Below are 23,989 nucleotides of genomic sequence, written 5' to 3' on the forward strand. Positions count from 1 at the left end.
CTGCCTCTCGCGACCCGCCGACCAGCGCATTCCGCCTCGCAGGACCTCCAGGCCCGCCGAATTACGTCGAACCCGGGACCGACTCCGATCTGAAAACCGACTACGAAGAAGCCCGCACGTACCTCCAAGCCCTGATAGACAACGTTCGCCGCGACAACGACGACGAAGATGAAGACGATACCGGCTGGTAGCCCGGCGCCCGAGCTATCCGCCGGACGGCCGCGGACACTTCGCAAAAGTTCGCGATCCGGGCATCGTCACGAGCAGCCGCAAGCAAACTAGCTGCAGCCCGCGACACGGCCGGCAGGGTCTGGCGGAGCGCCCAGTGGCCAATGTCAGTACAGGCACCCATCGGCAGGCTCAGCGTCGATCGATCGCTCGTACACAGCGCGGTGTTTCCCTGGCCCCTTGTAGTCGTAGATCACGGATACGCCCTGGTCCTGGGTGTCTCCGGGAATGTTGCTGAAGCCCAAGGCGAGCCATGCTCTGTGCGCGGCATGGTTATCGGGCTCCGAGGTGAGGAAGAGGCGCCTGCATGCCCACAGGAGGCCTTGGCGGCGTACTTCTTCTACGAGCATCCTCGTGATCCCCTTACGCCTATGGCTGGGGTGTGTCATCACGTCCTGCAGGTAGATCTCTGACGGGTCGACCTGGCTTCGAAAGGCAATCACGCTGCCGACGACCTGCCCGTCGATGATGGCGAGTGGGCAGGTGTTGGCGAACAGCGTGGCGTACAGCCAGTAGTCCGATGAGCCCCGCAGCCTGATGTACGGCTCTCCCAGCGCCAGCAGTTTCTCGAGGTCGGGGATCCGGTCGACTGTGAGCGGGGTGATGATCATGAGTGGTTTCCTTCGGTGATCTCGATCGATGCGGCGAGGTCCCGCGCGGCGGCAGCGGGGTCTAGGGAGTCGGTGACTCCGCGACCGACAACGAGGATGTCCCATGAGCGTCGTCGGCTGGCTTCGATGCCGGTGGGTTCGAAGCCGCCGGAGACCGCGACTGGCAGCTTGGTCCACGACCTGATCAGTTGCGCCTGATCGAGGGGGTGGAAGCCGGCTACGCCCAGGTCAATGTTCGTGGTGATGGCGAAGCCGTCGACGCCCGCGCGTTCCATGTCCTGGACCCAGCCTTGGATCAGCCGGCCCTCGGGTACGTCGATGATGATGGGGACGGCGAGCCGTTTGCTCGCTTCGACGGCTGCGGACACGCTGGCGATGCTCGCGGGTCCGATGAGGAGCACGACGTCGGCTCCGGCCTCGGCCGCGAGGACCACCTGGTCGCGTCCCCAGTCTGCGGACATCATCTCGGCGACGATCCACGCACCAGGGGTTCGCTGCTTGATGGCGCTGATTGCTCGGATGCCGACGCTTTTGATGAGCGGGTCGCCGATCTCGATGAATTGCACGCCAGCGGTGGCGGCGGCCTGCGCGACGGCGACGGCGTAGTCGACGTCGCGGACATCGAGCGCGACTTGGAGTGCGCGTCCGTCTCGGAGACGGCGGAAGGCTTCCTTGCTGATGCCTGCCGCTGTGCTCGTAGCTGTGCCGTGCCGGTCGAGCAGGTTCGCTTCAGTGCGAACGAGCCAGTCGTCCGAGGCGACGCCCTGGCTGAGCAAGGCGGATTGGACGTTCGTGGGCAGCCGCAGGGCACCGGTGCGGATTTCTCGGAGCAGGCCGAACAGGGCACTGCGAGATGAGTCCTCGTCTTGGATCGGTTGTCTTCCGGACTTGAGTAGGAGCCGCTGCGCGGCGACTCGGATGTTTCGGGGACCGTTTCGCCACGCTGCCTGGCCCCTGATGACCAGTTCGGCGGCCGAGTCGTCGTCTCCAGCTCGGGCGGCAAGCCCTTGGAGGAGACGCTCGCGGACGTGCCAGTTCCGGTCGTCGAGGAGAGTGGCGAGGAGGTGTTCCACGCCGGGTGCGGTCGAGCGGCCGACGGCTTCGGCGACGGCGGCGCGGACCTTGTAGTCGCGGTCCGCGACCAACGACTCCATGATCGAGGTCATGGTGTCGTGTGGGATCGCGTGGCCCGCTCGGATGCCCTCGGCGAGGGCGGCGCGGGTTCGCCAGTCGGGGTGGGCCAACAGTGCCTTTAACTCTTGGGAACTGCCGTCGTCGGTGGCGAGGAAGACGTAGAAGTGTCTGGCGAGGAACACCGCGTCTTCTACGGTGTCGAGTTGCGCGAGACGGACGAAGTCGTGGACGGCCGCGATGGGCAGCTGCGTCTCGACGCACGCCACGATGTCGGACCAGACTGCCGGGCCGAAGCGGCGCAGCACCCGCAGCATCCATCGGGGGTACTCCGCGTCCAGCGCTGTGGCGGCTGCGTTGGTGTGCAAGAGGGCTCTGGCGAGGGGCAGGCCATTGTCGTGCAGGCACCGGGAGGCGCACACGCGCAGGACCTCGGCCGTGGCGAAGGCGGGGCTCTCGCCGGTGAGGTCGAGCATCAATGGCAGCGTTTCGGTGATGCTGACCGACGGTGACTGGGCGACGGCGGCCAGCAGCTCTGGTGTTGTCGCATCCAAGCCCTGCAAGAGGAATTCCAGGACGCCTCGCAGGTCGGCTGACGTGCTTGTGCGAGCGGCCAGGTCGTTGAGCAGCTCGATGGTGACGGTCGAGCGTCCGTGGGCCTCGATGAGCTGGGCGAGCCACCGCGCGAAGAGATACTCACGAATGACGTCGTGATGGAACGTCAAGCTCCCGAACGGGTCGGACCGCACGAGCCTCGCGACCGAGAACGCGGTGAGGTCACCGGCATTTCCCGGCGGGTCGGCTTGGATCGCAGGAAGTAGGTGGTGCGGCCATGCCGCAGCGAGTTGCCTTCGCGCGAGTGCCGTCAGCTCCGCCGTCGCGCGTTCGGCGTCCAGGCCCGCGGCCTTCAAGATCGAGGCGACGCAGAATTCCACGAGCCGGTAGGCGTTGGCTTGCCCAAGCGGCTCAGTCGACTTGGCGGCCCGGATGAGGCTCATGTACAGCGGCAGGCGGGCCAAGTTGCGAATCTTGGCGGGCAGGGCGTCGAACGGGGGCTCACTCTCGTGCCGCTGCGCGTTCCACACGTCCCGGGCCGTGCCGGCGTCCCAGCGGTCCAGCCGCAGCGACGGGCCGACACCGTGATCCTGACCGGGCATGACCGCTGCGGACAGGACGGGGTAGGGCGCGAGTTCGACATCCGGCGGTGTGCGCAGAACGAGGAGGAACCTCAGGTTGCCCGAGAGCACCTGCCGCAGCGTGCCGTCGAGCTGCCGGCAGACCTTGTCCACCACGGCGCGGGACTGCGGACTGTCGATGACGACGAGCAGCGGCCGGGACAGGCTCTGGCTCTCACCCTCGAGGGTCAGCAGCGGATCCACGCCCGCCGGCAGAGAGCCGTAGCGGAGGATCTCCCGCGCCAGGTCGACGTCCTCGGTCCACGAGTCCGCGGTCAGCAGTTGAACATCCACTCCGGGAGCCTGCGACGCCAGATGGCGGGTGAAGCTGGTCTTGCCGCAGCCCGGAGGGCCGGTGACCAGGTAGACGCGCGCGGTCGAGACGAGGAAGTCCGCAACCAGCCGCTGGACGTCGGCCGGAGGCGTGTACACGAGATCGTCGGGCTGCTGGCTACTGAGCGCCGCGATGATGGCGTCGGTCCGTTCCCTGGAACGGGCGCCGAGATCTGGGTTTGCGGGCGCGGCGCCGCCGTCGGCAGGTGCAGGCAAGCCGTTCGGACCTGCGGCCACTGACGCCTTGAGGGCCTCTGCGAACCGCTGCTTGACCTCGATTGGCGACCGCGCTAGATCGACATCGAGCATCTGCTGGGTCTCATAGCGCATGCGGGTCGCGGTACCCCGCTTCTCCCAGTTGGAGACAGCCGCCGGATTGACGCCCAGGTGCTCGGCGAAGCCGCGCACGCTCATACGCAGAGCCAGGCGCAATGCTTTTGCCTCGCGGCCGGTCCACCGCCGTACCGTCTCCACGGGATATCCCCCAGGCCGTGCACTCAGCGTCATTGTCGCAGTCGGCAGCGTAGTAGACGACGGCGGGCGCAGACGAGCTGAAACTAGGACAACACTAGAACGTCCACGCGTCGTCAGGGGACGGTCCGGACCCGCAGGCTGGTCGCACAGACAACCACGGCGATGGATTGGGCGATTCGGAGTTCGCCACACCTCCACCGCTGTGGCCAGCCCTCGCGTTTGCGAGCAGCGGGTGATGGTGGAGGTGTCCCGTGGCCATGGACGTGCGAAGCGACGTCGTGCGCGACCGCGTTCGCAGTGTCGCATCCGGCCGCAGCGGTGAACGGCCGGCGCAGCCCGAACCGCCTGTCTCGGGGGCCTTCACCCTTGAAGGGCTGCTGCGCTGCTGCGGCTGCGGCACATCGCTGCAGCCCGTCCGGATGCTGGGTCAGCGTGCCTACCGAGGGCCCTGTGGTTGCCGGTTGACCGCTGTGGATGCGGAGGACATCGAGAAGCTCGTCCTGGAGGCGGTGGCGGCGCCAGCGCCGGGATTGGTGGCGGACGCGGCGCCGGAGGAACTCGGCGGCATTTTCCGCCGCCTGTTCGTCGCCGTGAGGGTCGGGGGCTGCGCTCAGGACCTGTCCATCGTTTGGCGCCTCTAGCAGCCCATCCAGCAGCTCCTGCGCTATGCGGGTGCCTGCCGAGCCGCTGCCGCCGTTGGGCCAGCTCCATCGCGGCCGGGAGTGCGCCGGCATCGATGACCGACAGGAAGGAACGAAACAACATGTACACGAGGCAGACAGCGCCTCCACCGGAGATCGGCGTGGCGCGGGTGCCGCCGGACTCGTCGCGGTTCGGGTACCGGCCGGAGCTGCGCCGCTCACTCGGCTTCGCCGACCTGCTCTTCTACGGGTTGGTGTTCATGGTGCCGATCGCGCCGATGGGCATCTTCGGATCCGTCTACGCAGGTGCCGGCGGGATGGTCGCGCTGGCGTACGTCATCGGCATGGTGGCGCTGGTGTTCACCGCCGCCTCGTACGCCCAGATGGTCAAGGCGTTCCCGCTGGCCGGCAGCGTCTACAACTACGCAGGGCGAGGGATCGGCGCACCGGTCGGTTTCCTCGCGGGCTGGGCCATCCTGCTGGACTACGTGCTGGTGCCGAGCCTGCTGTACCTGATCGCGGCGGTAGCGATGCACTCCACCGTGCCGGCGGTTCCGGTCTGGGTGTGGCTGGTCGGCTTCGTGCTGCTCAACACGCTGGTCAACTACCGGGGAATCCGGATGACCGCCCTAATCACCCGCGTGATGCTCATCGGCGAGGTCATCGTCCTGGTGATCTTCCTTGCCGCAGCCGGTCGTGCTCTCGCACAGGGCAAGGGACAGGGCTTCTCCTGGACGCCGCTCTACAACCCTGACACCTTCACCTGGGCGCTGGTGTTCGGCGCGGTGTCGATCGCCGTGCTCAGCTTCCTCGGCTTCGACGGCATCTCGATGCTGGCCGAGGAGAACAAGGGCGGCGCGGGCCAGATCGGCCGCGCCATGGCCGCCGCGCTGGGAGTGGCCGGACTGCTGTTCATCGCCCAGACCTGGATGGCCGCGCTGCTGGTGCCCGACCAGGGCGGCCTGCTCGCGAACGGTGACCCAGACGGGACGGCGTTCTACGACGCCGCGCGGCTCGCCGGTGGACCCTGGCTCGCCACCCTGTGCGCAGTCGCCACCGCCGTCGCCTGGGGCGTGGCGAACTCTCTCGTCGCGCAGGTCGCCACCTCGCGGCTGCTGTACGCCATGGCCCGCGACCGGCAACTGCCGAAGTTCCTGGCCACGGTGTCGGTACGCCACAGCGTGCCCACCCACGCCATCACCCTCACCGCCGTCGTGTCGCTGGCCATCGGCCTCTACATGAACTGGCGCACCGACGGCATCACGCTGCTGTCCAGCCTGATCAACTTCGGCGCGATGACCGCATTCCTCGTACTGCACCTCGCCGTCGTCTGGCACTACCTGGTCCGCCGCCGCAGCCGCAACTACTTCACGCACCTGATCCTTCCGGGCCTCGGGTTCACGATCCTTGCCTACGTCGTGGTCAACGCCAACGTGGCCGCCCAACGCCTCGGCTTCGTCTGGCTCACCCTCGGCCTGCTGACCCTGGCCGGTCTGTACGCCGCCGGCAGCCGTCCCAAGCTGTCCGGCCTCTCGAGCGGACGGGGGTCGGTATGACCAGCACGGTCACCTACCAGCCGACCGAGGACGAGCTGCGCTACACCTTTGGTACCCACCCGGCGGTCGCCGAGATCAAGCCCGGCAGCCTACTGGTCACCAGCACCGAGGACTGCTTCGGCGGCGCCGTCCGCACCGTCGATGACCTGCCCTCGAAGGTTTGCCAGGCGTTCAACCCCGTCACCGGCCCCTTCCACGTGGCCGGCGCGGAACCCGGCGACACCCTCGCGCTGCACTTCGCGGCCATCACACCCGCCCGCGACTGGGGGATGTCCGCCACCTTCCCGCACTTCGGGGCACTGACCGGTACCCACACCACGGCGATGCTGCACCCGCCGATCGAGGAAAGGGTGTGGCGCTACACCATCGACACCGCCGCCGACACTGTCACCTACCACGCCCGCCGCTCCGACCACACGATCGTCATGCCCCTGGAGGCGATGCTCGGCACCGTGGGAGTCGCTCCGGCCGGTGGGGAAGCACGCTCCACGATCGTGCCCGACGCGCACGGCGGCAACCTTGACACCCCGGAGATCCGCCCAGGAGCCACCGTCTTCCTCGGCGTCAACGTCCCCGGTGCGCTGTTCGCCATCGGCGACGGCCACGCCCGCCAAGGCCAGGGCGAGGTGTGCGGCGTCGCGGTGGAGACCGCCATGAACGTCACCATCGCCGTCGACCTGATCAAAAGCGTGACCACACCATGGCCGCGCATCGAGACCGACCACCGCATCATCTCGATCGGCGCCGCCCGCCCCCTGGAGGACGCGTACCGGATCAGCCAGCACGACTTGGTCACCTGGACGGCACAACTGACCGGGCTGGAGCTGCTCGACGCCTACCAGCTCGTCTCACAGGCCGGCCGCGCCGCACCCGGCAACGTCTGCGATCCGCTCTACACCATGCACGCCGCCCTAACAAAGGCCGTACTGACGGGCACGAGCCCTTATGGCGGGGTGCACCAGCGGCTGCGCCGCGTCGCCGAGCCGACCCGGTGACCCGCCATGAGCCACGCCGCCTTCGACACCCCGCCGGTCCGCCTCCCGCTGCGCGTCGAGCTGTTCGTGCTGACCCACAACGACAGCGGCGCTCCGCTGGCCCACCTGCCGTCCCTGTCGCTCGCGCTGGCCGGGGCTATTCTCACCAACCTGGTCGCGCCGACCGAACGGGTCCGCGTCGTCGGCGACGCTGCCATCGCCGTGCACCGGCAACCCACCGGCGATCCGGTCGCCGACTGGGCGCTGACGTTCCTGGCCCGCCACCATCGTGCGCTGTCCGTTCGTGAGGCGGTGCGGCTGCTCGGCGAGCACGCCTACGACAAGGTCACCGCTGGCCTCATCGCCGGCGGCCTTGTCGAACAAGTCACCAGACGGCGCATGCTCGGCCGGTCCATCGCCTACCCGCCGACAGACCCGGCGGTCATCCACCGCGTCCGTGGAAGGCTGCGTTACGGCGTCCTTGGGTACGACGACCCCGACCCGCAGACCGATGCTCTCGCCGGTCTACTACGGGCCTTGCGCCTCGAATCCGAGCTGTACCTCGACGGCTTCGACACCGACCTACGCGACCGGCTCCGCCAGATGCTCACCCGCGCCGGACAACACACACCCGCCACCGAAAAGATCATCTGCGCCGTCGAAGACCTCATCGGCGAGACCGCCGTATCGGTGTACCGATGAGCAGCCACGACACCGCCACAAGCATCGGGCAGCCACCAGCACCGAGGGCGATCACGGACGCCCGAGCCAGCACCTGGGGAACGACCATGGGAACTGAGGCGATGAGCTGGGCGCCCGCCGAGCTTGATCTGAGCCGCCCGAACGCCGCGCGAATGTACGACTACTTCCTCGGCGGCAGCCACAACTTCGCCGCCGACCGTCAAGCCGCCGATGCCGTCCTCGCCGTCGCACCCCACGTCGCTGACGCTGCCCGCGCCAACCGAGTGTTCCTGCGCCGCGCCGTGCTGTACGCACTGCAGCAGGGCATACGCCAGTTCATCGACCTCGGCTCAGGTATACCGACTGTCGGCAACGTCCACGACATCGCCCATTCTGTCAACGCCGACGCACGGGTGCTGTACGTCGACGTCGAGCCGATAGCCGTGGCACACGCCAGAGCCATGCTGGGCGGCGATCCGCGGGTCGACGTCATCCAGGCCGACATCTGCTTCCCGGACTTCATCCTTGAGAACCCCACCACCCAGCGGCTGATCGACCTGGCCCACCCGGTGGCCGTCCTGTTCGTCTCGGTCCTGCACTTCATCCCCGGCGACGTCAACGCCATCGTGGAACCCTTCCGTGCCGCAATGAGTCCCGGCAGCATCCTCGTCATCTCCCACGCGACCTCCGTCACGGCCACCAGCCAGACCGAGGAGGTCCAGCGGCTGTATCAGCGCACCCCCACCCCACTTCAACTCCGCGACCTCGCCGAGGTCCAGGCACTGTTCGGTGACTTCGCCATGGTCGCGCCCCGACCCGGCGCAGCGCCGCGTCCGCACGGCGCCGCACTCGTCCCGGTATCTCACTGGCGCCCCGACCCCGAGGACCACCTCGCGGCGGACGGCCTGCCGGCGAGCCCCTTCCTCGCCAACTTCCTCGCCGGGGTTGGCATGAAACGAGCAGCTGCAATGACGGAACAGCCAGGGCCAGGGCCAGGGCCAGAACCGGCCGGACAACAGGCATCCCGGCGAACGGGCAGCCGCTGATGTTCATCGGACTCGCCGGGCCAACGGGTGCCGGCAAAACCACCCTCGCGCAGCGACTCGCCGAGCGTCTCGGAGCGCGTCTGATGCGCGACCCGTTCGTCGAAAACTCCTTTCTCCCGAAGCTCTACGCCTCGGGGAAGACCCGCCCCGTCGCCCTGGCTCTCCAGGCCGAGTTGACCTTCCTGGCGCTCCGCGTCGGTCAACTTCGCGAGATCCACGACCTGCTCACCCACGGCACACCCGTCGTGGCGGACTGGTCCATGGCGCAACAGGTCATCTTCGCCCACACCACCCTGCCGCCCGAGGACGCCAGTCGAGTCAGAAAGACCTGCGCCACCTGGAGCGACGCCGCAGCACGGCCCGATCTCCTCATCGCCCTGACCGCACCGGCGCCGGTCCTGGCACGCCGGATCGCGCAACGCGGCAGACCTATGGAATCCGCGCTGTCCACCGCCTACCTCGAACACCTCACCCGCGCCTTCGACACACCGCTCGGTGACTACGCCAGCCGAATCATCCGACTCGACACCAGCAAATTCGACGCCTTCAACGACGAAGACTTCAACGCACTCCTTGCCCGCCTACCAGCCCTGGAGAGGTCATGACCGAAACCGAAGTCGCACAACCACGCACTGCCCACTCACCACCCTGCAGCAGGGTCATGATCACCGGTCCAGGCCAGGTGGAGATCGTCAACGAGCACCTGCCCGCACTCGGCCCCGACGACGTCTACGCCGAATCGGTCGTCTCCGGCATCAGCCACGGCACCGAGATGGCCTGGATGGCCGGAGACGCCGCCGCGCTACACCGGTCCTGGGACCCGCGGCGACGCATCTTCCTCGACGGCGCCGGCCGGGACTTCCCGGTAGCGCCAGGCTACGAGACCATCGCGCGGGTCACCGCCGTCGGCGAGGCCGCTGTCGGCAAGGTCAGCATCGGGGAACTCGTCACCCTCGATCGCCCGCACGGCACCGCGCACATCGTTCCCGCGGACGCTGCCCTCGCAAGCCGGTTACCGGCCGGTGTCGACGCCGAACGCGCCGTCTTCTTCATCCTGGCGCGGGTCGCCCTCGGCGGCGTCCACGATGCTGAGGTGCGCCTCGGCGACACCGTCGTCGTGGTGGGGCTCGGCACCGTCGGTCTTCTCGCCGGCCAGCTCGCGCGGCTCGCCGGAGCCGCCAAGGTCATCGGGGTGGACCGTTACCCGCTGCGCCTGGACACCGCCGACTCCCTCGGCGTCACACCCGTGCACGCCGCCACCGACGACGACATCGCCGTGCAGGTCCGCAAGCTCTGCGGCCCGCAGGGCGCGGACGTCGCCATCGAAGCCTCCGGCTCCTACCGTGGCCTGCACGAGGCGATCCGCTGCGTCCGGGTAGGCGGCCGGGTCGCGACCGTCGCCTCCTACCACGGCGATCAGGACGGCCTACGACTCGGCGAGGAGTACCACCGCAACCGCATCACCCTGGTCTCCTCAATGACCGTCAACGGCTGCCCACAGCGCGCCTACCCCGCCTGGGACCTGCCCCGACTCAGCGCCTCAGCCCGAGACCTGGTCATCAGTGGGCACGTGCATGTCGACAGCCTGGTGACCCACCGCTTCCCCTTCAGCGAGGCGGCCAAGGCGTACCACCTGATCGCCCAGCGCCCCGAGGAGACCATCAAGGTGGTGCTGACCTATGGCAAGTAGCGGCCACGACATCCTCAACCCCGTCGAAGACCGGTACACCCCTCAACCCTGTGGCGAACTGGACGAAATCCGGGCCACGCTCGACGACGGCCGCCTCTCCGGCGGCGCCCCCGTCCTCGCCATCTACGAACACGCGCTGGCCAAGCGCTTCGGCGCCCGCCGCGCCATCGCCGTCAACTCGGGAACCTCCGCGCTGCACGCCGCGCTCATCGCCCTCGGCGTCCAACCCGGCACAGAGGTCCTCGTCCCGGCCACCGCACCCCTGCCGACCGCCATGCCGGTACTCACCTGCGGAGCCACACCCGTCCCCGTCGACACCCTGCCCGAATCCCTCGCCCTCGACCCCGCCGACATCCAGCGCAAGCTCACCGGACGCACCCGCGCCGCCATCACGCTGCCACTCTGGGGCTACCCCAACGACGAACGAGCCAGCGCAGACCTGCTCGCCCAGGCCGGAGTGCCGGTCATCGAGGACGCATGCCAAGCCCACGGCACCCGAGTCGGCAACCGGTTCGCCGGCACCCACGGGGCAGTCGGCTGCTTCTCCACCCACGACCGCAAGCTCTTATCCACCGGCGAGGGCGGCTTCGTCCTCACCAACGACGAGGAACTCGGCGAACGCATCGACTGGTACACCCACCTCGGCCACCTGCGCGGCACCACCCACGGCGTCAACTACAAACTCGCCGGCCCCCTGGCCGCCATCGGCCTCCGCCGACTCAAACTGCTCGACGGCCAACTCGACCGACGCCGCCGCAACGCCCAACGCATCCTCGCCGCGCTACCACCAGGCGGCCTACTACGAGAACTGCCGTACGGAGTCCAGGACAAACCGAACTACTACAACCTCGTCCTCACCATCAAGGACCGCACACCGCAGGTCGCCGCCGCGTTCGAAGCCGCCGGCCTCCCACCCGACTCGATCCGATGGCGTTACCGGCCGCTGTACCACCAGCCCATCTTCCAGCCCTACGCCAACCAGTGCCCCAACGCCGAACACCTCGCCACGACCACCGTCCAACTCCCAGTTCACCCCGGAATGACGGACGCGACCGTAGCGTGGATGGCCGATCGCGTGGCCCAGATCGCCCAAGGAGAAACCCGAGCATGATCCGTCACTTCACCAGCTCAGCCATCGTCTTCAACGACGACGGCCACGTCCTGCTCGTGCACCACAACAAGATCGACCTGTGGCTGTACCCCGGCGGACACGTCGACCCCAACGAAGACCCCGCCGAAGCGGCACTCCGCGAGGTACATGAGGAAACCGGGATCACCGCCGACATCCTCGGCCCACAGCCGTTCCGGCACCCTGCCGTACGCAGCATCCCGACCCCGTTCGCCATCATCGAGATGGACATCGAAGACCGCAAGGTCGGACCACACCGACACATCGACTTCGTCTACGTCTGCCAAGCCACTGGCGGCAACGTGACGACCCAGGTCGAAGAGGTTGGAGGCGCAAGGTGGGTGCCCGTCGAGAAGATAGCGGCTCTCCGCACGCCTGCCGAACTTCCCGCTCTCGTCACCGAAGCCGCCAGGTTGATCCCTCAACCGGCTTAAGAACTGCGGCGGCGAGAACCAACCGGAGGGCGCCGGCCCAGTTTGCCCGGCGTCCTCCGGGCCAGCTCGTGTTACCCCCTGATGGTCGGTCACGAGGAGGATGCAGAGAGTAGGATTGATCGACTAGCCTCTACTGACTGTGGGGGCAATGGCTGACGATTTTCGGCTTCAGGCGGAGCAGCGCGCCCGGGTCTTGATCGACCGGCAGCTGCGAGATGCCGGCTGGGTCGTCCAAGACCGTTCCGAGACCAACCTCTTCGCGGGCACGGGTGTGGCCGTCCGTGAGGCGATCATGGCGAAGGGCCATGGCCGGGTCGACTACCTGCTGTATGTCGACCAGCGGGTCGTTGGCGTGATTGAGGCCAAGCCGGAGGGGACCCCGCTGTCGGGGGTGGAGTGGCAGTCGGCCATGTACGCCGAGGGCCTGCCGCCCGCGGTACGGCTGAAGGCGCTGACCCGCGACGGGCGGCTGCCGTTCGTGTTCGAGGCCAGCGGCTCGGAAACCCACTTCACCAACGGCTACGACCCGCAGCCCCGGGCGCGTCGGATCTTCGCGTTCCCGCAGCCCGGCACCCTGGCCAGGATCGTCCGTAACACCGAAGCGGACCCGAAGCGACCGACGTGGCGGGCGAAGGTACGGCACCTGCCACCGCTAGACGTCGCACCACTGCGCCCGGCGCAGATCACGGCGATCGAGGGTATCGAGCGCTCGTTGGCCGAGCAGCGGTTCGACCGGTCGCTGGTGCAGATGGCCACCGGCGCCGGCAAGACCTACACGGCCGTGACCGAGTGTTACCGGCTGCTGAAGCACGGCGGGTTCACCCGAGTGCTGTTCCTGGTCGACCGCAACAACCTGGCCGACCAGACCCTGGCCGAGTTTCAGAACTACCGCACCCCGGGCGACGGGCGGCGGTTCACCGAGCTGTACAACGTCGACAAGCTGACCAGCGCCGGCATGTTGGGCAGCTCCAGCGCGGTGATCTCCACGATCCAGCGGGTCTACAAGGTGCTGGCCGGCGACACCGCTCCCCAGGGCGACGACCCGGGCCTCGACGGGTACGTCCCTGACGCCCCGGTTACGGTCGCCTACAACGCCGGGATGCCGCCGGAGACGTTCGACCTGGTGATCGTGGACGAGGCGCACCGGTCCATCTACGGGGTGTGGCGGGGGGTGCTGGAGTACTTCGACGCACACATCGTCGGCCTGACCGCCACCCCCGGCAAGCAGACCTTCGGCTTCTTCCGGCAGAACCTGGTGTCGGAGTACACCTACCCGCAGTCGGTGGCCGACAACGTCAACGTCGACTTCGACCTGTACCGGATCAAGACCCAGATCAGCAGCCAGGGCTCGAAGATCGACGCCGGCACGGTCGTGCCGAAGGTCGACCGCCGCACCCGGGTCCAGCGCCTGGAAACCCTGGACGAGGACCTGGAGTACACCCACAAGCAACTCGACCGGGCGGTCACCGCCACCTCGCAGATCCGCCTGGTGCTGGAGACGTTCCGTGACAAGCTGTTCACCGAGATCTTCCCCGGCCGGCACACCGTCCCCAAGACGCTGATCTTCTGCAAGGACGATGCCCACGCCGAGGAGGTTGTCACCACCGTCCGCGAGGTGTTCGGCAAGGGCAACGACTTCGCCGCGAAGATCACCTACAGCGCCCGCGACCCGAAGGGCCAGTTGCAGGCATTCCGCACCTCGGCCAGCCTGCGCATCGCCGTCACGGTCGACATGATCGCCACCGGCACCGACGTCAAGCCACTGGAATGCGTGTTCTTCATGCGCGACGTGCGCTCCGCGGCGTACTTCGAACAGATGAAGGGCCGGGGCGCCCGCACCATCGCCCCGGCCGACTTCCAGGCCGTCACCCCGGACGCCACCGAGAAGACTCGGTTCGTCATCGTCGACGCCGTCGGCGTCACCGAACACGACTTCGTCGACCCACCACTGAACCGGGACAAGAGCGTCTCGCTCAAGCAGCTGCTCGACAAGGCCGCCACCCTCACCCTCACCGAGGCCGAAACCGCCACCCTCGCCTCCCGGCTGGCCGCACTGGAGCTGCAACTCACGCCTGACGAGCGGACGGAACTCGACGCCGTGGCCGGTGGCTCGGTGCGCGACATCGTCCGCGGCCTGGTCGACGCCGTCGACCCCGACACTCAAGCCCGCGCCACCGCCGACGCCGCCGATCACGCAGCCGCCGTCCAAGCACTGCTCGACACGGCGGTACGGCCCATTGCGGCGAATCCGCAGCTGCGGCAGCGGATTCTGGAGCTGCGCCGCACTCACGACCGGGTTATTGACGAGGTCAGCGTCGACGTGCTCGAAGACGCCTACGGCGTGGTCGACACCTCCCGCGCCCGCTCCATCGTCGAATCCTGGCGGGCGTACCTGGAGGAGCACCGCGACGAGATCACCGCGATTCAACTGCTGGCCGAGGCGCGCGAGCGGCGGATCTCCTTCGCCGACATCAAGGAGCTCGCCGAGCGCATCCAGCGCCCGCCCCGCAACTGGACCATCGACCTCATCTGGGCCGCCCACGAAGCCATTCAAGCCGACCTCGTCCGGCACAGCGACCGGCACACCCTCACCGACCTCGTGTCGCTGATCCGGTACACCATCGGGCAAGATAACGAACTCGTGCCCTACGCGGAAAAGATCCGCCAGCGGTACGCCGGCTGGCTGCGCCAGCAGGAGCAGGCCGGGGTGACGTTCACCGAGACGGAGAGGTGGTGGCTGGACCGCATGGTCGAAGTGATCGCCGCGTCCGCGGGCATCAGCCCCGACGACCTCGACAACGCTCCCTTCACCGAACGCGGCGGCATCGACGGCGCCATCCGCGACCTCGGCCCCCGCACCGCCACCCTCATCGACCAACTCAACACGGAGCTGACGGCGTGACGGGCAACGGGTTCGGAAGATCACTCTTCTGGCCCTCTATGGCTATATCAAAGGTCCTCCGGCCGCTGCCTACTGGCCAGCCATTACAACAAGGATGGAGTCCCCAGTGCCATAGGGAGCCGTCGGTAGACGAAAGTACGTGGGGCGTCCTGCAGACAGCGGCAATCCAGCCGGGGAATTTCGTTGACGATCGCAATAAGCGCTTACCGGACCATCTGTCGCCGAACCCAGCACTAGAGGTTTCTGCTGGCGACATCCTCATTACACGAGCTGGCCCCCGTGGCAGGTGCGCTATACCCTGCCTTGTCCGATCCACGCGTTCGCGGCTTATGATCTCCGATAAAATGTACCGCTTCCGGGCGAATGAGGCGGTCATAGACGCTCGATTTCTTGAATTGCAACTCCTGAGCCCAGCGTGTCAGTCCGCCCTAGATCTGATGAAGACCGGGATCAGTGACAGTGGCGTAAATTTGACTCAATCGCGATTCCTCAATTTGCCCGTCGTTGTGCCGCCCCTTCGGGAGCAACAGAGAATCGTCGACATCCTCGAAGACCACCTCTCCCGTCTCGACACGGCTGAAGGGTTGGTATCCACGGGAGGGCGGAAGCTCCTCGCCCTGCGCCGGTCAACACTGAGGGCGGTGATTCATCCGGCCGATCGACGGATGGTGCCACTGCGGCAGCTTGTAGAGCGGATCGAAGCCGGCAAGTCTTTTGGTAGTGCGGCTGGTCCGGCAGCACCGGAGCAGTGGGGGATTATCAAAGTAAGTGCGATGACGTGGGGAGAATTTCGGCCGGAGGAGAATAAGGCGGTCCCGGCGGCAGCCGTTAATCCTCAGTATGAGATTCGTGCTGGCGACCTACTCGTTAGCCGTGCCAACACTAGTGACTATGTGGGAGCTTCGGTCCTGGTCGGTCAGGTCCGTCCGCGGCTGCTGCTTAGTGACAAGAGTCTCCGGGTGGTGCCTCGTAACAATGTTGATCCACGTTGGCTTTGGCTCGCACTTTCTTCACCCGATTCTCGCTCGCAAATATCGGTCAAGGCGACGGGAACCAAGGATTCCATGCGCAACATCTCACAGGCGAGCCTGCTGTCAGTTGAGGTCCCGGATGTGCCTCCGACCGAGCAAGCTGCGGATGTCGCCAAGCTGACTACGTATTTCGATGCAATCAAGAGTCTTGCGGACTCGTTGGCCGGTGCAGTCCGGAGGCAACGGGCGCTGAAAGACGCGTTGCTTGACGCTGCGTTCTCCGGGCGGTTGACAGGGCGGGCCAGCGACATGGACATGGTTGAGGAGATGCCGGGTGTCTGAGGCGCGGCGGTTGGTCGACAAGCTGTGGTCGTTCTGCAACGTGCTACGCGACGACGGCGTCGGCACAATCGAGTACGTTGAGCAGCTCACGTACCTGTTGTTCCTCAAGATGGCGCACGAGCGCGAGATTCGACAGCTCCGGCCGGAGCGGATCGTGCCGGCGCACTGCTCGTGGCAGCGGCTGCTGGACGCCGAGGGTGACGACCTGGAGGTCACCTACCGACACATTCTCGAAGACCTGGCCCGTCAGGCCGGCACCCTCGGCACGATCTACCGCAAAGCGCTGAACCGTATCCAGGACCCGGCAAAGCTGAAGCGGCTGATCGTCGACCTAATCGACAAGGAGAACTGGTCGGCCGCTGGCACCGATATCAAGGGCGACGCGTACGAGGAACTGCTCTCCAGGGGCGCGGAGGACATCAAGTCTGGCGCCGGACAGTACTTCACGCCCCGCGCGCTGATCCAGGCGATGGTCGACTGCATCCAGCCGACCGTCCGCGACACCGTGGTCGACCCGGCCGCCGGGACCGGCGGCTTCCTGCTCGCCGCGCACGAGTACGCATCCCGGCACGCCGAGACCCTAACCCCGACCGAGCGCGCTCACCTACGCGACACGTTCGTACACGGCGTCGAACTGGTCGACGGCACCGCCCGGCTTGCCGCAATGAACCTGCTGCTACATGGCATAGGCACCCCGAACGGCGACAGCCTCATCGAGGTCAAGGACGCGCTGATCGCCGACCCAGGCCAGCGGTACTCGGTGGTGCTGTCCAACCCGCCGTTCGGCCGCAAGTCGTCCCTCACGATGGTCGGCGCGGACGGCCGGGAGGCCCGCGAGGAGCGGGAAATCGAGCGGCAGGACTTCGTGGTCACCACCGCCAACAAGCAGCTCAACTTCCTCCAGCACATCGCCACGATCCTCGACATCAACGGCCGCGCCGCCGTCGTCCTGCCCGACAACGTGCTGTTCGAGGGCGGAGCGGGGGAGACCCTGCGGAAGCGGCTGCTACGCGACTTCGACCTGCACACCATGCTGCGCCTGCCCACCGGCATCTTCTACGCCCAAGGCGTCAAGGCCAACGTACTGTTTTTCGACAAGAAACCCGCCGCCGAACGCCCCTGGACCGACCGGCTCTGGATCTACGACCTGCGCGCCAACCAGCATTTCACCCTCAAACAGAACCCGCTACGCCGCCACCACCTCGACGACTTCGTCGCCTGCTACCTGCCGGCCAAGCCCAGATCCGAGCGAGTCGAGACCGAGCGGTTCAAATCCTTCACGTACGACGACCTGCTCGCCCGGGACAAGGTCAACCTCGACATCACCTGGCTGCGTGACGAGTCCCTGGAGGACATGGAGAACCTCCCGGGACCCGAGGTGATCGCACGGGAGATCGTCGAGGACCTCACCGCAGCCCTAGCCGAGTTCGAGGCTGTCGCTGCCGCGTTGGAAGCCGCCGCCACGACTGAGCCAGCATCTCAATAATTGCCGACCAAGCGGTACCGCGTGGACCGGCAAGGCAGGCGGCCAATCCCTGCAAGCCACACATCGTTGGGCCACGGGAGAGTGCCGCGTAGTAACCCTACGTTACGTCCAGGCCAAGATGGACACCTGGGCGAGTCGAGGCCTCCCCTCCCATGCGCGGTCGTGGACGGTTCTGACGAAAGTGCGAGGGACCTGGACCTCGCCGCAACTCATGTGACGTGGGGTGCTGTGTTGATACGGCTGACCGTAGTTGCTTAGGAAGGCGCCGAGACTGTGAGCAGCGACCTACGGCGTTCTAGAGTACGAGCGGCTTGCAGGCGCGCCCCTCGTTGGGCTTCCTTCCTTGGCGGGTTCCAGTGACAATTCAGGATCGATCCGAGGTTCCTCGGCTGACCGTGGTCGGGTCCGGCGGTGCCGCGCGCGAGGCGCAAGGGTTGTGGGCTGCCCTGCAGGATGGAACAGCGGGGATCGCCGTTGGCGGGGTGGTCGCGGGAGGGTTTGGGATTGAGGCCGCCAAGTCGCTGATGACGGGCGAGGAGGCAGGCTGGTGGTGGTTCGTCCTGGGTTGTGTTGTCGGCCTGGGTCTGATCTCGCTTGGATTTGTGCTCCGCGGTCGTACGCGCCGCCGGGTGCGAGTGGGAATCGTCGTAACGGCTACAGACGTTCGGCGAGGCCTTACACGTGCACAACTGTTGGACCAGCAGGCCGAGTCATATTCCCAAGCGTCGTGCACGGTGACGCTGAAGGCGACCGTGAACTTGCTGGGCGACAGCGATGGAGATCTTGAGCGAGTCAATCAGCTGGCAGACGAGACGCTGGCGGCAACGATGATGGCGGAGAGGTTGACGCCCGATGCAGCCAGGATCAATCTGATCCCGACAATGCCGTTGCACGTGGCGTTCTGGTTCGGTGCCCGTTTGGGATACACCCACGCCCGAGAGGTCTCGGTGCACGCCATCCGGCAGGCGGACGGAGCGCCAGCCTACTTCGCCGCGACCTCCTTGCGGGCGATGGAGACGCCGGTCAAGCCCTTGGTAGTGGAGCGTATCGAGGTCGTGGATGAGGGCGCGCCGTCGCGAGTTGCGCTGGCGCTTGATCTCCAGGGTCGCGGGGACCAGTTTTTCGACCAGGTAACGGCGGCCTGCCGCCAGCATGGCTTCGGCTACTTGCTGCGCATACGCAGCACCAAGCCTCGTCTGGCCGAAAACGCCCAGACCTTCACCGGCGTGGTGGAACAAGTGTGCCAGTCGTGGCGCGAGGCACCCCTCCCGACGGCTGCGCGCACCGGCCAGCACGCGGTTTTCCTGAGCGGTCCGGTGGCGATCGCCGTCGCGCTGGGAGCACGGCTGGCAGCACCGGAGCACGGCCGGTGGACCGCCTTCACATTCGACGCGGCCAGCAACGCCTACGAGCCTTTCCCAGCCCTGCCCAGTACCACCTGACGGCGCTTGGCCGATCGAGGCATGGAGATTGTCGGAGGGCGGGTCTACTCTTGCCCCGACTTGCCGTAGCGCGATCAGGGAGGCCGGTTCATGTCCATGAGCCGGTGGTCGCGGATGCGGATGAAAGCCGGAGCATGAGGGGGACCAGTTGAGCCTCAACGAGGCGTTCGACGCCTTCCAGCAGAAGGTCGACGCGGACCCGACACAGGTGTCGGAAGCCCGCGAGCGCCGCGAGACATTCAAGTCCGCGCTCGGCGGCGAGGCTGACGTCGTGGAGGTGTGGGGATCGGGTTCACTGCGACGCAGCACTCACATCGGCCCGAAGATCCACGACCTGGACCTCGTGGTGGTCTTTGACGCGGCTGAGTATCCGGACTGGGGTGTGCCGGGCGACTCCGCTGGGCAGGCCCTCGACGTATTGGGCGGAAAGGTCAACAAGCTGCTTGGGGTCACCAATGGCAGCTTTGAGAAACTGGTCCGGCTCGCTTCGCCAAGGAGCCACGCAGTTAAGTGTTTCATCGACCTGCCGGGCGACGCCGACGGATTCACGGTGGACGCCATGCCGGCCCTGCAACACGAAGGCGCGCTGTTGATCCCCGAGAAGACGTCGCGAAAGTGGGTATCTGCCGATCCGCTGTACCTCGTGAACGAGGTTGCCAAGCGCAACAGCGAGTGGGACTACTTCCTACGTATGGTTCGAGTGCTGAAGGCGTGGCGGCGCCGCGCCGACGTCGACGGCAAAGTGAAGTCGCTGGTGATGGAGGTCCTCGCCCTGCACCACCTGCCTTCAGGCTATGCGCGGCCCGAGGCGTTGCGGCAGTTCTTTACGGCCGCGGCGACAGCCGTCGGTAACGGTCCAGTCGAAGATCCCGCTGGCCTGTGCGGGGAGATCCAGCCCGACCTTGATCGTGTCGGGCTTCGCGACTCGCTGCTCAATGCTGCTGATCTGGCCGACCAGGCATGTGACGCGGCCGAGCAGGGGTACACCGACGACGCGAAGCGGCTGTGGCGCGAGGTCTTCGGCGGCGATTTTCCCGCGCCGAAGGGGAAGCCCAGCAGCGGTCCGGCACTGATCGCGCCGGCTGTCGCTCCTCGGCCGATCAAGGACGCCCCGCAGGGCTGACCGTGCTCGCATCTTCCGACATCACACCGGTTCCCTGGTGGGAGGCCGAGCCCAGCCGCTTCGCACGAGACCAGATGGAGGTGACCGCCCAGTTCCCGGATCTCCGCTGGGCGCAGGCGGGCGCCGGCGAATGGCAGGGGTGGCTGCCTATGTGGCCGCTGGACAGGCTGGCGCCGGACGGGCTGTCCGATGTACTCGGCGGGCGCGGTTTACAGGTAGCGGTCGTGTACAGGCAGGCGTATCCGATGGTTCCTCCACGGATCTACCCCCTCGCTCCGCGACCCGAGCCGGTCGAGTGCACACAGACCCGGTGGCATGTCAACGGCGACGGCAGCCTTTGCTTGTATCGGACCGAGACAGCTTGGGACCCACGCGGATCGATCTGTGACCTGCTAGTCAAGGCCGCAGCCTGGCGGGTGGAATATGCCCTCGTCAAAGCCGGCGCACTGCCAGCCATGACCGTAAACGGCATCGTCAGCGACCCCGCCCACGACGAGCTGATCGCCGACCTCGCGAGGCATCGCGCCAAGGGGGACCGCGCCACAGGCTCAGGAACATCCCTATGACTAATGTCCTCGTTCTGCTGCCACAGGACGGAGTCCGACGACTGACCGTCGATGACGCCGGTAGCTCGGGCACCATCAGATTCAAGCGATCGATAGCCGATGAGCTAGCCGTGATCAGCTTCATCCGCACCGGAGAAGTCGGCTACCAGGTCGACTTGCGGCCGAAGAGCCACCCGATGAACGCCGCTGTTACCGCCGGTGAGGGCCTATGGTGCCGCGTGCCCGTTGACCTTCACCTAGCTTGGTACGAAGTGGCTCGACGCGGTGCTGCGATGATTCCCTTCACAGCATTCAAAGAACAGCTGCCACTGACCCCGAAGGATCCCGGCAACACCGGATACTTCGTCCTCACCTACGCACCCGAGGCAGACACCGCACCCTATGACCAGGTGCCCGTTCCGGTATTCGCCGGTTGGTTTGTTAACCGAGATGGGGCACAGGCTGTACGCCTCGCGATCGAGCCGCCTGCGACCGGCATGATCCAACTCGCCCCGTACTGGCCGGTGGCCGACCTCCAACGTCAAACCGTCATGGTGATCGGAACAGGAAGTATCGGTGGGGCAACCGCCATGGCACTCGCCGGGTACGGCATCGGCAAACTACTCCTCGTAGACCCCGACCGGCTTATGTGGCACAACCTCGTCCGACACGTCCTTCCGGATCGCTATGTCGGCCAGCACAAGGTCGACGCGCTACGAGAACACCTCAGGCACCAGCGCCCAGACACCGACGTACAAGCTCTCCGGCTAGACGTCATCGAGGACGCCGACATCATCCGACCACTGCTCGGCACTACTGACATTATCGTCTGCTGCGCAGACGGCGTAGCGGCGCGGCGTACTGTCAGCCACCTAGCTCGCCGAGCACGTCGACCAGCCATCCTCGCCTGCATCCTTGCCGATGGCGGCATCGGTGAAATCATCCGCTTACGCCCTTGGCCCGACCACGGCTGCTTGCTCTGCCGACGCCACGAACAAACAACATCCGGCGCCATCGACGCCGAAGCGGCACTCGAGGCGGCGTACGGAACAGGCACACTTCACCGACCAATGACCGCCGTAGGATCAGACCTCTTCCTCATCGGTGACTATGCCGCCAAGATCACCATCGCTTCGGCGCTCGAATCCGCCGGCCACTTCACGCACCGGCTTCCCGGGGAACAACTCACCATCGGACTGCAAGCACGCCGCGGATGGATCGGCCCGTACGACCTCGGGCACACCGCTCAGGTCCGCTGGACAGGGGCAAACCAACCACGGCCTTCCTGCCCGACCTGTGGCCAGCCATGACGGCATCCCGTCGAATATTCTGTAGCTCGGAAGCCGCCCGAACGATCGCACTGGAGGCCCGCGCCTCCAGCGATGGATGCGAGACCGGCGGCGTCCTCCTCGGAGCAGCGGACGCCGGTCGAATAGTCATTCGCCATGCTGGCGGCCCCGGTCCGCAAGCAGTGCGTCGTCCCGACTACTTCCTCCGAGACCGGCATTACGCACAAAGGTTGGCGGATCAAGTATATGAGTCCGACCAGAGCGTCTGGGTCGGCGAATGGCACACCCATGTTCAGTCAGCAGCAATACCTAGCGGGCGTGACCTCGCCACGTATCAGGGCCTCCTCGATGATCCCGATCTTGCCTTCGACTACTTCATTGCCCTTGTCGTCGTCACGTCAGGATCCTGGCTCACGCCGGAGGTCACCGCCTGGATCATTCAACCGGGGGCTGCGCGCTGCGTGCCGTTAGTGCTCCGCTAACTCCCGGGTACGCCCGGAACGTGGCATTAGGGTGCCGGCGCTCATCCCACAGAACAGTCCACTCGACTTGGGCCGACAAGCCGGAGGGTTGGGGGACACAGGAAGATCGGCGAGTGTCGGATTCCAGCGCCCGTCCAAGCAGAGTGGCTTCTTTCGACGCTTGACCACGGTCAAGAGCCAGAACGCCCGGGCGCTGGCCAAGCTTCGGCACCTTCTCGATGAACCCACCTACCAGGTAAGCAGGTGATCAGCCATGGACACGCTCGATGAGCGACTCGCCCACCAGCTGCACGACATGGTCGACGGCGAACCGGACTCCGTACCCCCGGTGGGGGCGCTGCTCGACCGCGGCCGACGGGCCCGGCGGCGCCGGACCACGACGATGGTCAGCGCGACGTGCGCGCTGCTGGCGCTGGGCGTCGCCACGGCGACGACCGTGGTGACGGCGCCGGAGCCGGGCGGTCCGGCCGGCACGGCCCAGGAAGCGCCGCGGCCGGCCCCGGCCTCGCCGCAGCTGAAGCTGGTCGCGGCGGTCACCGCCAGCGAGAACATCAGCTACCGCATGCGGCTGACCTACTCGGGGGGCGGACTGACGTACGAGGGTGCGTTCGACCCGAAGACCACCACCGGGTACGTCCGCGCGCCACAGGACGACTCGGTCATGACCGAGTTGCTGATCAACGGCACCCGGTACGAGGGCGGGGAACGACCGCAGGGCAGGCCGCCGGCCGACAAGGGCCCGGGCGAGACGTACGGCCGGTACGGCCAGTACCCGGGCAGGTACGACCGGCTGTCGCTGCACGACGACGGCAGTGGCGTCCTCGGTGCCGCGGCGCCCGACCCGGCGGCCCTGTTCAACGCGCTGAAGGGCGCGAACGCGACCATCAGCGAGAACCCCGACGGCACGCTGCACTTCGAGTACGCCACGCAGACCAGGGACGGGTCGACCAGCACGTCCGGCGACATCACCGTCGACGCCGACGGCCGGATCGCCACGGTGGCGCTCAGCAGCACGTGGCAGTCCACGGCCAAGGGGCGGCTGGACACCGGCACGTCCGCCGCGACGCTCGAACTCTTCGACTACGGCGTCGAGGTGACGGTGCAGCGCCCGACCGACGTGGTCATGGTCAAGGAGTAGTCGCGTACCGGTGCGACGGGGGTGCCCGCGGCCCGACGGTCGCGGGCACCTTCCGGGCGATCCGGGGCGGGCCGGACGGCCGGCGGTGGCTAGACGAGTAGTTCCGATGTCAGGGGTCGATGTCTGGGTATGAAGAGAGGGCATCCAGGATCATGTTGTGACGCAA

At 66.9% G+C, this 23,989-nt stretch carries 21 protein-coding genes; 19 read left to right on the top strand and 2 right to left on the bottom strand.

All coding sequences use genetic code 11. The features are described from left to right. A partial coding sequence (locus tag AC1WTP_RS32860) for a hypothetical protein (protein ID WP_481653124.1) occupies positions 1 to 191 on the top strand: 191 nt, incomplete at its 5' end. A 144-nt stretch (positions 192 to 335) separates the two neighbouring features. Here the strand turns inward: AC1WTP_RS32860 and AC1WTP_RS32865 are convergent. Together AC1WTP_RS32865 and AC1WTP_RS32870 are read right to left on the bottom strand one after the other, a co-directional pair. Beyond that, the gene (locus tag AC1WTP_RS32865) at positions 336 to 839 is read right to left on the bottom strand and encodes a GNAT family N-acetyltransferase (protein WP_481653125.1); all 504 of its coding nucleotides are present in this window, start codon (positions 837 to 839) and stop codon (positions 336 to 338) included. Next, positions 836 to 3,952, bottom strand: a complete 3,117-nt coding sequence (locus tag AC1WTP_RS32870; RefSeq protein WP_481653126.1) for an orotidine 5'-phosphate decarboxylase / HUMPS family protein — start codon at positions 3,950 to 3,952, stop codon at positions 836 to 838. The genes AC1WTP_RS32865 and AC1WTP_RS32870 overlap by 4 nt, the downstream gene beginning before the upstream one ends. Positions 3,953 to 4,209: 257 nt before the next feature. On the opposite strand from AC1WTP_RS32870, the gene AC1WTP_RS32875 reads away from it, so the two are divergent. The 18 genes from AC1WTP_RS32875 to AC1WTP_RS32960 all read left to right on the top strand — a co-directional run bounded on the left by AC1WTP_RS32875 (position 4,210) and on the right by AC1WTP_RS32960 (position 23,823). Beyond that, positions 4,210 to 4,593, top strand: a complete 384-nt coding sequence (locus AC1WTP_RS32875) for a recombinase zinc ribbon domain-containing protein (protein WP_481653143.1) — start codon at positions 4,210 to 4,212, stop codon at positions 4,591 to 4,593. A 122-nt stretch (positions 4,594 to 4,715) separates the two neighbouring features. Beyond that, positions 4,716 to 6,149 carry an APC family permease gene (locus AC1WTP_RS32880; RefSeq protein WP_481653127.1) on the top strand — a complete coding sequence of 478 codons (1,434 nt, stop codon included), beginning with the start codon at positions 4,716 to 4,718 and terminating at the stop codon, positions 6,147 to 6,149. After that, complete coding sequence (locus AC1WTP_RS32885) at positions 6,146 to 7,144, top strand: acetamidase/formamidase family protein (RefSeq protein ID WP_481653128.1); 999 nt, start codon at positions 6,146 to 6,148, stop codon at positions 7,142 to 7,144. Before AC1WTP_RS32880 ends, AC1WTP_RS32885 begins: the two co-directional genes overlap by 4 nt. A gap of 66 nt (positions 7,145 to 7,210) precedes the next feature. Beyond that, positions 7,211 to 7,825, top strand: coding sequence for a GOLPH3/VPS74 family protein (locus tag AC1WTP_RS32890; protein WP_481653129.1), 615 nt, complete (start codon positions 7,211 to 7,213; stop codon positions 7,823 to 7,825). Positions 7,826 to 7,926: 101 nt separating this feature from the next. After that, positions 7,927 to 8,850 carry an SAM-dependent methyltransferase gene (locus AC1WTP_RS32895; RefSeq protein ID WP_481653144.1) on the top strand — a complete coding sequence of 308 codons (924 nt, stop codon included), beginning with the start codon at positions 7,927 to 7,929 and terminating at the stop codon, positions 8,848 to 8,850. After that, positions 8,850 to 9,455 carry a deoxynucleoside kinase gene (locus tag AC1WTP_RS32900; protein ID WP_481653130.1) on the top strand — a complete coding sequence of 202 codons (606 nt, stop codon included), beginning with the start codon at positions 8,850 to 8,852 and terminating at the stop codon, positions 9,453 to 9,455. Before AC1WTP_RS32895 ends, AC1WTP_RS32900 begins: the two co-directional genes overlap by 1 nt. 56 nt (positions 9,456 to 9,511) lie before the next feature. Then, positions 9,512 to 10,540: a zinc-dependent alcohol dehydrogenase gene (locus AC1WTP_RS32905; protein WP_481653131.1), complete on the top strand. Its 1,029-nt coding sequence runs from the start codon at positions 9,512 to 9,514 to the stop codon at positions 10,538 to 10,540. Then, positions 10,530 to 11,651 carry a DegT/DnrJ/EryC1/StrS family aminotransferase gene (locus tag AC1WTP_RS32910; RefSeq protein WP_481653132.1) on the top strand — a complete coding sequence of 374 codons (1,122 nt, stop codon included), beginning with the start codon at positions 10,530 to 10,532 and terminating at the stop codon, positions 11,649 to 11,651. The genes AC1WTP_RS32905 and AC1WTP_RS32910 overlap by 11 nt, the downstream gene beginning before the upstream one ends. Beyond that, positions 11,648 to 12,103 (top strand): NUDIX hydrolase, encoded by a 456-nt coding sequence (locus AC1WTP_RS32915; protein ID WP_481653133.1) that lies wholly within the window; start codon positions 11,648 to 11,650, stop codon positions 12,101 to 12,103. The genes AC1WTP_RS32910 and AC1WTP_RS32915 overlap by 4 nt, the downstream gene beginning before the upstream one ends. A gap of 148 nt (positions 12,104 to 12,251) precedes the next feature. Continuing rightward, complete coding sequence (locus AC1WTP_RS32920) at positions 12,252 to 15,005, top strand: type I restriction endonuclease subunit R (RefSeq protein WP_481653134.1); 2,754 nt, start codon at positions 12,252 to 12,254, stop codon at positions 15,003 to 15,005. 329 nt (positions 15,006 to 15,334) lie between these two features. After that, on the top strand, positions 15,335 to 16,318 hold the full coding sequence (locus AC1WTP_RS32925; protein WP_481653135.1) for a restriction endonuclease subunit S: 984 nt from the start codon (positions 15,335 to 15,337) through the stop codon (positions 16,316 to 16,318). Beyond that, positions 16,311 to 17,804 carry a class I SAM-dependent DNA methyltransferase gene (locus AC1WTP_RS32930; RefSeq protein ID WP_481653136.1) on the top strand — a complete coding sequence of 498 codons (1,494 nt, stop codon included), beginning with the start codon at positions 16,311 to 16,313 and terminating at the stop codon, positions 17,802 to 17,804. The genes AC1WTP_RS32925 and AC1WTP_RS32930 overlap by 8 nt, the downstream gene beginning before the upstream one ends. A 734-nt stretch (positions 17,805 to 18,538) precedes the next feature. Next, a complete protein-coding gene (locus AC1WTP_RS32935; protein WP_481653137.1) occupies positions 18,539 to 19,246 on the top strand; it encodes an SAVED domain-containing protein in 708 nt (235 codons plus the stop codon). Positions 19,247 to 19,394: 148 nt separating this feature from the next. Next, positions 19,395 to 20,369 carry a hypothetical protein gene (locus AC1WTP_RS32940; RefSeq protein WP_481653138.1) on the top strand — a complete coding sequence of 325 codons (975 nt, stop codon included), beginning with the start codon at positions 19,395 to 19,397 and terminating at the stop codon, positions 20,367 to 20,369. A 74-nt stretch (positions 20,370 to 20,443) separates the two neighbouring features. After that, complete coding sequence (locus AC1WTP_RS32945) at positions 20,444 to 20,935, top strand: hypothetical protein (RefSeq protein ID WP_481653139.1); 492 nt, start codon at positions 20,444 to 20,446, stop codon at positions 20,933 to 20,935. 110 nt (positions 20,936 to 21,045) lie between these two features. Further along, positions 21,046 to 22,224, top strand: a complete 1,179-nt coding sequence (locus tag AC1WTP_RS32950) for a HesA/MoeB/ThiF family protein (RefSeq protein ID WP_481653140.1) — start codon at positions 21,046 to 21,048, stop codon at positions 22,222 to 22,224. Continuing rightward, entirely contained in the window at positions 22,221 to 22,685 is a 465-nt protein-coding gene (locus AC1WTP_RS32955) for a Mov34/MPN/PAD-1 family protein (RefSeq protein ID WP_481653141.1), read from the top strand. The genes AC1WTP_RS32950 and AC1WTP_RS32955 overlap by 4 nt, the downstream gene beginning before the upstream one ends. 253 nt (positions 22,686 to 22,938) lie before the next feature. Continuing rightward, positions 22,939 to 23,823, top strand: coding sequence for a hypothetical protein (locus AC1WTP_RS32960; RefSeq protein ID WP_481653142.1), 885 nt, complete (start codon positions 22,939 to 22,941; stop codon positions 23,821 to 23,823). Positions 23,824 to 23,989 lie beyond the last annotated feature (166 nt).

The sequence above is a fragment of the Micromonospora sp. R311 genome (assembly GCF_056780015.1).

Coding starts and splice junctions, on each gene's coding strand:
- AC1WTP_RS32865 (WP_481653125.1), bottom strand. CDS start 839: ATGATCATCACCCCGCTCACAGTCGACCGGATCCCCGACCTCGAGAAA.
- AC1WTP_RS32875 (WP_481653143.1), top strand. CDS start 4,210: ATGGACGTGCGAAGCGACGTCGTGCGCGACCGCGTTCGCAGTGTCGCA.
- AC1WTP_RS32880 (WP_481653127.1), top strand. CDS start 4,716: ATGTACACGAGGCAGACAGCGCCTCCACCGGAGATCGGCGTGGCGCGG.
- AC1WTP_RS32885 (WP_481653128.1), top strand. CDS start 6,146: ATGACCAGCACGGTCACCTACCAGCCGACCGAGGACGAGCTGCGCTAC.
- AC1WTP_RS32895 (WP_481653144.1), top strand. CDS start 7,927: ATGAGCTGGGCGCCCGCCGAGCTTGATCTGAGCCGCCCGAACGCCGCG.
- AC1WTP_RS32900 (WP_481653130.1), top strand. CDS start 8,850: ATGTTCATCGGACTCGCCGGGCCAACGGGTGCCGGCAAAACCACCCTC.
- AC1WTP_RS32905 (WP_481653131.1), top strand. CDS start 9,512: ATGATCACCGGTCCAGGCCAGGTGGAGATCGTCAACGAGCACCTGCCC.
- AC1WTP_RS32910 (WP_481653132.1), top strand. CDS start 10,530: ATGGCAAGTAGCGGCCACGACATCCTCAACCCCGTCGAAGACCGGTAC.
- AC1WTP_RS32915 (WP_481653133.1), top strand. CDS start 11,648: ATGATCCGTCACTTCACCAGCTCAGCCATCGTCTTCAACGACGACGGC.
- AC1WTP_RS32920 (WP_481653134.1), top strand. CDS start 12,252: ATGGCTGACGATTTTCGGCTTCAGGCGGAGCAGCGCGCCCGGGTCTTG.
- AC1WTP_RS32925 (WP_481653135.1), top strand. CDS start 15,335: ATGATCTCCGATAAAATGTACCGCTTCCGGGCGAATGAGGCGGTCATA.
- AC1WTP_RS32945 (WP_481653139.1), top strand. CDS start 20,444: ATGGAGGTGACCGCCCAGTTCCCGGATCTCCGCTGGGCGCAGGCGGGC.
- AC1WTP_RS32955 (WP_481653141.1), top strand. CDS start 22,221: ATGACGGCATCCCGTCGAATATTCTGTAGCTCGGAAGCCGCCCGAACG.
- AC1WTP_RS32960 (WP_481653142.1), top strand. CDS start 22,939: ATGGACACGCTCGATGAGCGACTCGCCCACCAGCTGCACGACATGGTC.